Genomic DNA, 9,435 nt, shown 5'->3' with positions numbered 1-9,435 from the left:
ATTTCCTGTGACCAATAATTAGCTCCTCCACATGCCTCCATAGCTACCAATGAACTTTTATCGAGATTGCTTAAATAGGCTATTAACTCATCTCTTGTAACTTTTTGGTAACCTATTTTTTTGCCATTTTGATCGACTTGCACCAAGTGCATACTATTTTTTGCTAAATCTATTCCTATTATAGTATTTTTTATGCTATTATTTATCATGGTATGGATCTATTAATTAAATTATTATTTAATTTGGAGCAGCTGAAAACTATTTTTCAGCTGACTCCGTACAAGTAAAGCATATTTCGCTTCACTCGTCCATACCATCATTCCCGCTCACTCTTGTCATTCCCGCGTAAGCGGGAATCTAGATACCTGCTTTCGCAGGGATAACTTCCTACACTGGAATGACAATTTATAGATCGCCTCGTTCTCTTCACAATAACACCTGTATTCTCAAAAACTTATTTAGATTAGCATAATTCTTATCCCAGACTAAGCTATTTAATGTATTATAATTAAAATAAATTACTTAGCAAGAGGCTCGCACCATCATGGAAACTATTTTTGCTCAAAGCTCTAAACCAGGAAAAGCTGGTGTTGCAGTCTTTCGTATTTCTGGATCTAACAGCTTGGTTGCATTAAAACACCTAATTAAAAATGATAATGCCACGTTTATTCCTAGAGTCATGTACTGTAAAAAACTTATCAACCCTAAGAATCAAGAATTAATTGATGAAGCAGTTGTAGCATACTTCCAAGCTCCAGCTAGCTTTACTGGAGAAGATGTAGTAGAAATATATACTCATGGCAGTATAGCAATTGCTGCTATGCTAACTGAAACATTGTTAACCATCGAAGGTTTAAGAATGGCAGAGCCTGGGGAATTTACCCGTAGGGCTTTTTTAAATGGTAAATTTGATTTAACTGCGGCAGAAGGTATTGCCGATTTAATTGAAGCTGAAACTGTTTGGCAACATAGGCAGGCGGTTAAGCAAGTTGGAGGAGAACTCGAAACACTTTATAATGGGTGGAGACAAACTTTACTGACTATTATTGGTTTACTAGAAGCTTATATTGATTTCCCCGATGAAGATATTCCGCAAGAAATATTAAATAGGGTTATGACTCTTAGTGGTGAACTTAAATATGCTATAATAAAACATCTTGACGATAATAGACGGGGGGAATTACTTCGAACAGGCATTAAATTAACCATTTTAGGAGCTCCTAATGTTGGTAAATCTAGCTTACTTAATTTTTTGATGCAAAGAGATGTTGCCATTGTTTCAAATATTGAGGGAACAACTCGTGACATAATTGAGGGGCATCTAGATATTGGAGGATATCCAATTATATTACAAGATACAGCTGGCATAAGGGATAGTAATGATTTAATAGAATTAGAAGGCATCAAACGGGCAATTGAATCAGCAAGAATGGCTGATATCAAAATAGTTATGCTTGATGCGGTAAAATTAAGCAACTCACCCTCATTGGATAATTTAATTGATGACAATACAATAATATTGATCAATAAAATTGATCTGCTAGATGATAAGTGTCAAATAGATATATGTAAAGATACATTAAAGAAAAATTATTTAAAGATTTCTATAAAAGATAATATTGGGATGGATAGTCTGTTAAAGGAAATTGAAAATATTGCTCATAATATAGCTGGTTTAACCGAAACCCCGCATATTACTAGACAACGTCAACGAGCATTTATAGAAAAAGCCTTGGAATATTTAAAAAAATTCAATAATGAGAATTTTAATGGCGAAAATGACTTAGTGTTAGCTACAGAAGATGTTAGAATGGCTATTAGAAGTTTGAGTAATGTTACTGGTAAGATTAGCGTTGAAGAAGTGTTAGGAGAAATATTTAGTAATTTTTGTATAGGTAAATAATCGATGATTCAAAAAAAACAACAAGAAATATTAGAGTTGATAGATAAATGGCAAAAATATCTGAAATTACAAAGAAATTGTTCGGAACATACGATAATTTCTTATAAAAATGATTTAGAAAATTTTCTAAATTTCCTAAATCATTATAACTCGGAAATCATAACCATTAATTCTCTAAGGCAAGTTGATATAAGGCTAGTACGGAGCTGGCTTTCTAAAAGGCAGCAAGATAATTACCTAGCAGCTTCTAATTCTAGAGGCTTGTCGGCGATCAAGAATTTTTATAAATATCTAGAAAAGACCACTAATATTACTTGCCATGCCATTTTTTCCATCAAAAGTCCTAAGAAAGCTAAAATATTACCTAAATCTTTATCGCAGGATGACGCTCAATTATCTATTGAACATATTGATAATTTTACTGATTTAGAATGGGTAGAATGGAGAAATAAAGCCCTATTGGTGCTTATTTATGCTGCTGGGCTTAGAATATCTGAGGCATTATCGATAACTAAATCTCATCTACAAGACTTAGAGTTTATAAAAATAACAGGAAAGGGTAAAAAGGAGAGGATAATACCATGGACGCCAATAGCTAAAGATTTTATAGAACAATATTTAAATAAATTACCTTATAGTATCGGTGAAAAAGATCCAATATTTCTAGGTAAGTTGGGTAAAAAATTACAAGCTCCAGTGTTTAATCGTGAATTAATACGATTACGTCGCTTCTATGGTTTACCGGAACATTTATCAGCTCATTCCTTTAGGCATAGTTTTGCGACACACTTACTTGAAAATGGAGCAGAATTAAGGTCTATTCAGGAATTACTTGGGCATAAAAGCTTATCAACTACCCAGCGTTATACTAAGGTTAGTCTAAAACATTTGGAGAATATTTATAATAATGCCCACCCAATATCAAAATCTGATAGCAAAATATTATAATCTTCTTGCCATAATTTTTAGTTATACGTTATATTATCCATACTTTTAATATTGAGAAACCTATATGTCTAGAATTACCTTACTGGAAGGATATAAGCCTTCTAACGACGAAGAATATATGAACCCTAAACAGTTAGAATATTTTAGACAAAAACTTCTTGAGTGGAAACGTTCTTTGTTGGAAGAATCGAGGGAAACCTTAAACCATCTCAAGGAAGAAAATTGGAATGAACCAGATTTTAATGATCGGGCATCAATTGAAACGGATACGGCACTAGAGTTACGAACAAGAGACAGGTATCGTAAGCTTATTGATAAAATAGAAGAGGCTTTGGTAAGGATAGAAAAAAATGAATATGGCTATTGCGAAGAAACTGGAGAACCAATTGGTTTAAAACGTTTAGAAGCAAGACCCGTTGCAACTTTGTGTATTGAATCGCAAGAGCGACATGAAAGCTATGAAAAACAGCATATAGATTTATAGTGATAACTCACCTCCTTATGCATGGCATTTAAAAGTCATATAGAAAATAGCTTGGCGTCATTGCGAGAAGCTACTTTATTAGCGACGAAGCAATCTAATGAATGTGGATTGCTTCGACCACGTAGTGGTCTTGCAATGACATCTTGCACTTTTCCGGAATTTTTAAATTGTCATGTGGTTTATGCGTAAGGTGAGTTATTCCCAACTTTAGAGAGGATTTGTTGGATAGTTAATGATAAGTCATAAAAATTTTTGATTAGATAATCAATCTTATTTATTTGATTATCTAATAGGTCAGCAGGCTGCTCTAATTCTAGAGGTACACTCTTGTTTGCCATATGGGTCTTCAAATATTCAATATCCTGGCTTGTATAATATCGTCTATTACGTATCTTATGTATAGCTAGGTTTGGCAACATACGCTCTAGATATCTTAGCTGGTGAGAGTGAATATTTAGAAGTTTTGTTACTTCGCTAATGGAGTAATATTTTTTATCCTGCATTTTTATTAATTAATAATTTTAATTTTTTAGCAGGTATAAAACGTATTACTTGTTTTTCTGGAATTATCACCGCCTCTTTTGTATGAAAATTTATACCAGGTCTAGGTTTTTTATGCTAGTACAAAAGCTGCCAAAACCTACTAACGTCAATCTTTGCTTGCTTGCCATTTGCTGGATATTGCTAAATATTTGTTTGACTATTTCTTCGCATATAAGGTTTGATAGCCCCCATTTATCTTTTAACATACAAGCAATTTTTTCTTTAGTAATAGAAGTAGAATTAATTGATTTGGCTATACGCAAACGACTTGTTCTCAACACATCACTATCAAACTTAACTGAATTATCCTTTGTATCCACTGTCGATATGACCTTTTTAGAGATTTATACTAATTCCCATTTTAACCTATAGTCAATTCAAGAAAATTGGGTAGCAGGAGTAACGAGGGACGACGTCACTAACTTCTCATCAATTGACTATAGTATTTGTTTCAAAATGGAATATAACACAATAGGTATAGATTTAGCAAAAAATATTTTTCATCTTCATACAGTAGATAGAGCTATAAAATGTCAGAATCAGAGGTTAAATCCCCAGACAGTTCTAATGCACTATCTGTTGATGTTGATTGATCTAAACTATCTTGACTAACTGTACACTTGTCAACTATTTTAAAAGCTTGATCTAAATACTCGGTATCATCTTTGCCAACATGTATTGCATGTATTCCATTGTTAGATGCTATATATCCATTATTGGGATTATCGTCTATTAAAACAACATTTTGATTATCATCAATACCAAAATAGTCCTTAGCTTCTTCTATATGTTTCTGTTTACCCATATTGGACATATCCTTTCCAATGGGATACGACACTACCAGAATTTTTTCACTTGCCTCTTTTCCTAAGAGCTGCTTAAGAGCATATTTGATGGCATCAGGATATGAGCAAAAAGATACAATGGCTATATGACAGTCTGCTTTTAATAGTTTTACTAATAGCTCCTTGTTTTTCCAACCTTTTGTTTCATCTGCTAGGAATCGATCTACATGAGGTATAAAATCTGATGTTTTTCTTAATAGTTCTTTGTTTTGTTCATTTTCTGTTTTATTTGCTAGAAACTTCTCTAAATAATTCGCACTAGGTACAAAGGCATCAATAAGAAACTGCTCTAGAGAGTGTTTTACCATTGTTCCATCAAAATCAAAACAGAGTAATGTATTACCAGATTTAATTTTCGGCTCTAGTTTAAGTTTTCTTTCCAAAGGCTCATCTTTTAGTTTACTAAAATTAAAATGGAGGGATTTTGATAATAATGATAGTCTTTTTGACATCTGTTCTCTTATGTTTAGTTTATTATTTTTGCAATAGGTAGCTTATCGGGAAACCTAAAAACTCATAATCTAATAAACTAAAATTCCAAATTCTACAAGTACAAATTATTACTTAAATGAAGTGTTATAGTTGTTTCCGACAGCCTCCTAGCCCCAAATTCTCCGGAATTGACTATATATAATAAAATTACTATATAAACACTATAAGAACTCTATTCCATTTTGATCCATTATACTATATAATCAGCAATTAAAAAAAATATATTAAAGGTTTTTGATGTCTGCTATTCGCAATATTGCTATTATCGCCCACGTTGATCATGGTAAAACCACTCTAGTTGATAATATGCTTAAGCAAAGTGGAACTTTCCGAGCAAACCAGGAAGTAGCAGAGCGTGCTATGGATTCAAATGACCTGGAACGTGAACGTGGTATAACCATTTTAGCTAAATGCACCTCCCTGATGTGGAAAGATATCCGTATCAATATAGTTGATACTCCTGGTCACGCTGATTTTGGTGGCGAGGTAGAACGCATTCTTACTATGGTAGATGGGGTCATATTACTAGTTGATTCTTCTGAAGGCACAATGCCTCAGACAAAATTTGTGTTGTCAAAAGCTCTAAAACTTGGTTTAAAACCAATTGTTGTTATCAATAAAATTGACCGCCCCGATAGAAGGGTAAGTGAAGTAGTCGATGAAGTATTTGAATTATTTCTGGCATTAGAAGCAAATAATGAACAATTAGATTTTCCTATTATCTATGCTTCAGGGCGTAGCGGTTGGGCATCGCGTCACTTAGACGATGAGCAAAAAGACCTTGCTCCACTTTTTGATTTGATAGTATCTCATGTGCCTACTCCTATCGCTGATAGCGAAGCTCCTTTTTCTATGCTTGTTACCACTAGAGAATATAACCCATATTTTGGCCGTGTACTTACTGGTCGTATCCATAGTGGGACAATTAAGACCAACCAAAATGTTAAAGCCCTAAATCGTGATAATATGACAACTGAAAATGCCCGAATAAGCAAAATACTCTCATTCCGAGGATTGGAACGGGTAGCTATCGATGTGGCATATGCTGGGGATATTATTGCTATTGCTGGAATTCAAAACGCTACTGTAGCCGATACGATATGTGCTCCTGAGATAATGGTAGCACTGCCATCCTTACCTATAGACCCACCAACATTATCTATGACCTTTGGAGTAAATGACTCTCCTCTTGCTGGACGAGAAGGTTCAAAACTTACCGCTAGAGTTTTAGGCGATAGATTGATGAGAGAGATCGAAAGTAACGTAGCAATACAGGTCAGCCAAACTGAAGAAAAAGATGCTTTTCAAGTTGCAGGTCGTGGTGAGCTACAATTAGGAATATTGATCGAGACTATGAGGCGTGAAGGTTTTGAGCTATCAATCAGCAGACCACGCGTATTATTCAAAGAGGACGAACAGGGGAAGAGATTAGAACCAATTGAAGAAATCCAAGTTGATGTTGATGATGATTTTGTTGGGGTTGTGGTTAAGTCACTTGCCATACGTAAAGCAGAAATGACTGATATGCGTCCATCCGGCGGCGGTAAAACTAGAGTAACATTTTTAGGACCATCACGTGGTCTTATTGGCTATCACGGTCAATTCTTAACTGAAACTCGGGGTACCGGTGTTATGAACCGTGTTTTCCATAGCTACGCTCCCTATAAAGGAGCTATCGAAGGAAGGCGTAATGGAGTGTTAATTTCCAATGGAGATGGTGAAGCTGTTGCCTATGCTCTATGGAATCTTGAAGATCGTGGAAAAATGTTTATAAACCCTAATGAACTAGTATATCAGGGAATGATTATAGGAGAACATAATCGGGATAATGATCTAGAGGTCAACCCTCTAAAAGCCAAGCAATTGTCAAATGTTAGGACTTCGGGTAAGGATGAAGCTATGCGGCTCATTCCACCACTCCTTATGACATTAGAGCAAGCTATCAGCTATATCGAAAGTGATGAAAGGGTAGAAGTTACTCCTAAATCAATTAGACTTCGTAAGGCAATGTTGAATCCTAACGACCGGAAGAGATCGGAACGACGCAACGAGGAATAGGAGACTGCCTGCAATAACTAATTAATTATATTTTGAGCTATTTTTTGGTGAGAATAAATATGATTTATGCAGAAATAATGTACCTATTTCAAGAAAATCATGTTTATTTGCAGCCCAAAAGAGCCAAATATAGAATTACTTAGTTATTGTAGGCAGACTCCTAGCTTCTTTAGACGAAAGAAAGTGAGATATGAAGAAGGTGGTTTTTCTAGTCTGTTAGACAGAAGGATAGGTCATATGCCGCCGAACAAAGTAGCAGTTGATGGATATATGGATTAAGGTAGCATCCTAATTTGATAGTGACAATGGACGATGCTAGGAGACTGCCTGCAACAATTAAAGTAATTCTATATTTGGCTTTTTTTGGTTGCGAATAAACATGACTTTCTTGAAATAGATAGACTATTCCTACAAAAATCATATCTATTCTCACCAAAAAATAGCTCAAAATATAATTAATTAGTTACCGCAGGCAGTTTCCTTATTAGAACTAACTTCCAGATTTGCTATTAATCTGAACTTGATATTCCTTATTAAGTACTTTAATCGCGTATATCCATAATATTACGATAACAAAAAATATAGCAGCAAAATAAGGCGTAGCTTCAACGAAGGTAAAAGTAGGAAGCAAGATAAAGAATGTTGACTGGATAATACCACCACCAGATTTACCGAACCTACCACCTATCACTTCTACTGCCGCTTGTCCTTTTGTTCTAAGATCCTTATCAATAGGAATATATGCCATATTTTTGGTAGCGTCAAATAATGAGTACTTTGTTGCCTTGCTTAAAATATTTTGAATCATTCCAATCATCACTGCTACTGCCAAAGGTCCAGAAGCGAATAGACCAGTAACATACATCGCAATAGTGCTATCAAAGAAGATGAAGGCAAAAAAAGCAATTCCAGTAATTAACATCATCATAGGAGTAATCATCGCGGCAGTGAACCAAGAAACCCTTCTTAAGATATTAGAGCCAACAACCATGAATAATATAGCTGTCACACCTTGCCAAGCCTGAAATTGCCCCATATACATGGTATAGTCTTCTTTGCTTGGATATAGTTGCTGAATCTTTGACTTCCATACACCTTCTACAAGATTTACTGACACACTATAAGATATAATGAGTAAGGCAATAAGCCCTAAATATTTTGAACTAAAAATCATTCTAAAGCTTTCTATAAGAGATAGCTTAACCTTACCTTTCTTGCTTACTTTACTCGTTGCGTCATATAAAGTAGGATCGGTTAAAACATGCTGATTCATCCATCTATACAATAACATGATAATTACAGCACTACCCATCATAATAACAAATAGTGGAGTATATTTCAGATGTTCTGCAACTATTTGAGTTTCTGTGCTTAAAAAATAGCAAAGTATTATGGCAGTAACTGGTAAAGATAAATTTGCTAACATACCAAACATAGAATAAAAGCGTTTTGCCTCTTCAGTCTTAGTAATTTGGTTAGCAAATTGCCAAAATAATAAGCTAAGCATCATACTTCCCCAAAGTTCTGATATAGCATAGAAGACTGCAAAACTCCACTTACCAACTACCCTAATAAACCACTTAAAATTGGGATACGCATTACTTAATGTCTCAATTGTTTCAGGATTAGGATGCACCAACTCTGGATATGGGTATAATACGAAAGTAAATAATATAAAATATGCCAGAAAGAAACTGGTTACAGCGTAAAAAACATTTTCTTGTTTTAAAAAGTCACAAAGCTTTACATAAGCAATCATAAATAGTATTGCCATTGGTAAAACGACATAGGTTTTTACAAAACTTATTGATTCAGGACCAATAGCTGTTACGACAAATCCATCTTTTATCGACCTAAGGGTGGAATAGTTGAGCAAAATGCAAAACATCATAGCTGCCATAGGCAGAAACTTCTTATTTTCATGCCCTTCAATTGGCCAAACCACTCTTCTTAATTCTGAGAAATAACTATTATCTTTCACCTTATCCATACTGTTTTATTCATTATATAATCAGTACACTTATATAGATTTATGTACAAAAAGTCAAATAAAATGATTAATTCTTTTCGTATATCATATAATTTACGTCAATTCGGGATAAGGTTATAATTTAGAGGAAAGTCGAAATTGCAATTTATGGAAGGTTTATTTTTCTTAAGAG

Annotated in this window: 7 protein-coding genes and 2 pseudogenes; 4 read left to right on the top strand and 5 right to left on the bottom strand. The window is 34.3% G+C overall.

Going from position 1 to position 9,435, the window contains the following annotated elements; genetic code table 11:
• Positions 1 to 209, bottom strand: a pseudogene (locus RiCNE_RS04340) (IS110 family transposase); the annotation flags it as partial.
• A 335-nt stretch (positions 210 to 544) separates the two neighbouring features.
• Here RiCNE_RS04340 and mnmE point away from each other — a divergent pair.
• From mnmE to dksA, 3 genes are all read left to right on the top strand, one after another.
• Positions 545 to 1,903: a tRNA uridine-5-carboxymethylaminomethyl(34) synthesis GTPase MnmE gene (gene mnmE / locus RiCNE_RS04335; protein WP_094649388.1), complete on the top strand. Its 1,359-nt coding sequence runs from the start codon at positions 545 to 547 to the stop codon at positions 1,901 to 1,903.
• Positions 1,904 to 1,906: 3 nt separating this feature from the next.
• The gene (locus RiCNE_RS04330; protein ID WP_094649387.1) at positions 1,907 to 2,851 is read left to right on the top strand and encodes a tyrosine recombinase XerC; all 945 of its coding nucleotides are present in this window, start codon (positions 1,907 to 1,909) and stop codon (positions 2,849 to 2,851) included.
• 64 nt (positions 2,852 to 2,915) lie between these two features.
• Positions 2,916 to 3,335, top strand: a complete 420-nt coding sequence (dksA, locus tag RiCNE_RS04325; RefSeq protein ID WP_094649386.1) for an RNA polymerase-binding protein DksA — start codon at positions 2,916 to 2,918, stop codon at positions 3,333 to 3,335.
• A gap of 179 nt (positions 3,336 to 3,514) precedes the next feature.
• On the opposite strand, the gene RiCNE_RS04320 is transcribed toward dksA, so the two are convergent.
• From RiCNE_RS04320 to RiCNE_RS04310, 3 genes and pseudogenes are all read right to left on the bottom strand, one after another.
• A complete protein-coding gene (locus RiCNE_RS04320; protein ID WP_094649385.1) occupies positions 3,515 to 3,838 on the bottom strand; it encodes a MerR family transcriptional regulator in 324 nt (107 codons plus the stop codon).
• Positions 3,828 to 4,084: pseudogene (locus RiCNE_RS04315) on the bottom strand (HU family DNA-binding protein). Before RiCNE_RS04315 ends, RiCNE_RS04320 begins: the two are co-directional and overlap by 11 nt.
• Positions 4,085 to 4,401: 317 nt before the next feature.
• Positions 4,402 to 5,175, bottom strand: coding sequence for a hypothetical protein (locus RiCNE_RS04310; RefSeq protein WP_094649384.1), 774 nt, complete (start codon positions 5,173 to 5,175; stop codon positions 4,402 to 4,404).
• 277 nt (positions 5,176 to 5,452) lie between these two features.
• On the opposite strand from RiCNE_RS04310, the gene typA reads away from it, so the two are divergent.
• On the top strand, positions 5,453 to 7,273 hold the full coding sequence (gene typA / locus RiCNE_RS04305) for a translational GTPase TypA (protein ID WP_094649383.1): 1,821 nt from the start codon (positions 5,453 to 5,455) through the stop codon (positions 7,271 to 7,273).
• A 490-nt stretch (positions 7,274 to 7,763) separates the two neighbouring features.
• Here the strand turns inward: typA and RiCNE_RS04295 are convergent, their stop codons facing one another.
• Positions 7,764 to 9,263, bottom strand: a complete 1,500-nt coding sequence (locus RiCNE_RS04295; protein ID WP_094649381.1) for an Npt1/Npt2 family nucleotide transporter — start codon at positions 9,261 to 9,263, stop codon at positions 7,764 to 7,766.
• Between the last annotated feature and the right edge of the window lie 172 nt (positions 9,264 to 9,435).

The organism is Rickettsia endosymbiont of Culicoides newsteadi (assembly GCF_002259525.1).
GTDB lineage: Bacteria > Pseudomonadota > Alphaproteobacteria > Rickettsiales > Rickettsiaceae > Tisiphia.
The sequence above is the reverse complement of the archived record's forward strand: the minus strand, read 5'-3'. Positions and strand labels throughout refer to the sequence as shown.